We start from the raw sequence: 1,197 nt of genomic DNA on the forward strand, positions 1-1,197 counted from the left end.
ATGGCCTTGCCGTGCAGCGTCTGCCCATCCAGCTTGCCCTCGCCCGTCAACACAAGGCAGCTGTTCCTGCAGTGGGTATCGAAGTCGAGCACATCCAGCACCATCTCGGCGCCCGCCACCAGCCTTGCCCGGCAAAAGGCCAGCAGGCCTGCTCCCAACCCGCCCGCCGCCCCGGCGCCAGGCACATCGGCAACCGCAACGCCTAGTTCGCTCTGCAATATCGCCGCATAGTGGGCAAGTGCCTCATCCAACACGGCCACCATCTCCGCCGTCGCCCCCTTTTGAGGCCCGTAAACAGCAGAAGCTCCCCGCTCTCCACAAAGAGGGTTATCCACATCGCAGGCCACAATCACCTCAACATCCGGGGGGAGCTTCCAATGGGTAAGGTCTATCGTCTTCAAACGCCGAAGGGCTGCTCCCCCTGGCGGCAGCTCTCGCCCCTGTTCATCCAGAAGCCGCGCCCCCAACGCCTGCGCCATGCCGGCCCCTCCATCGTTTGTCGCGCTTCCGCCAATTCCAACCAGCAGCTTCTTACACCCAGCCCTCACCGCCTCTAACATCAGCTCGCCGGTGCCGTAGGTGGTGGCATGCAGCGGATCGCGCTCCTCCGGCTTCAACAGGCGCAAGCCCGAAGCCTGTGCCATCTCTATAACGGCAAACTCTCCCTTCTCTCCACCCAACCGTCCCCACGCTGCCTCTATAAGGCGATTGAGCGGATCGTGCACCTGCGCCCGATAGATCGCCCCACCGGTGGCCTCTACCAGCGTCTCGAGAGTGCCGTCCCCGCCATCCGCTAAGGGCAACCGAATAAGCGGCGCCTCGCTGCCAAGTACCTCTTGTATCCCCTCCGCCATGGCGTGCGACGCCTCGCCGGCCGTCAAACTTCCCTTGAAAGCGTTTGGACATACCAAAATGGAGCGTCGAATCAACGGCATTTCACCCTTCGGTTCATCAACATGCAAAACATTCTACCTTAGCGCTGCTTATACCGGCCTCAACTGCGTGTGGCTGCTCCCCGATGGCATCTGAGACAAGGCCAGAATAGGTATAATCTTCAAAACATCCCCACAAAGAAGAAAATACCGTCATGCAGGCCGAAGAGATACTCTACGGGTGGGACCCCGAACCCCGCATTGTGGCCGTGGAGACCGTTGCAAAAGATACCACCCTCGCCGTCTATCGCCGCACCGAAACAGA

Annotated in this window: 1 protein-coding gene; it reads right to left on the bottom strand. The window is 60.7% G+C overall.

Going from position 1 to position 1,197, the window contains the following annotated elements; all coding sequences use genetic code 11:
- On the bottom strand, positions 1-935 hold a 935-nt coding region (locus VKV18_RS08950), incomplete at its 3' end, for a glycerate kinase (protein ID WP_324203864.1).
- Positions 936-1,197: the final 262 nt, after the last annotated feature.

The organism is Chthonomonas sp. (assembly GCF_035294505.1).
Lineage (GTDB): Bacteria > Armatimonadota > Chthonomonadetes > Chthonomonadales > Chthonomonadaceae > Chthonomonas.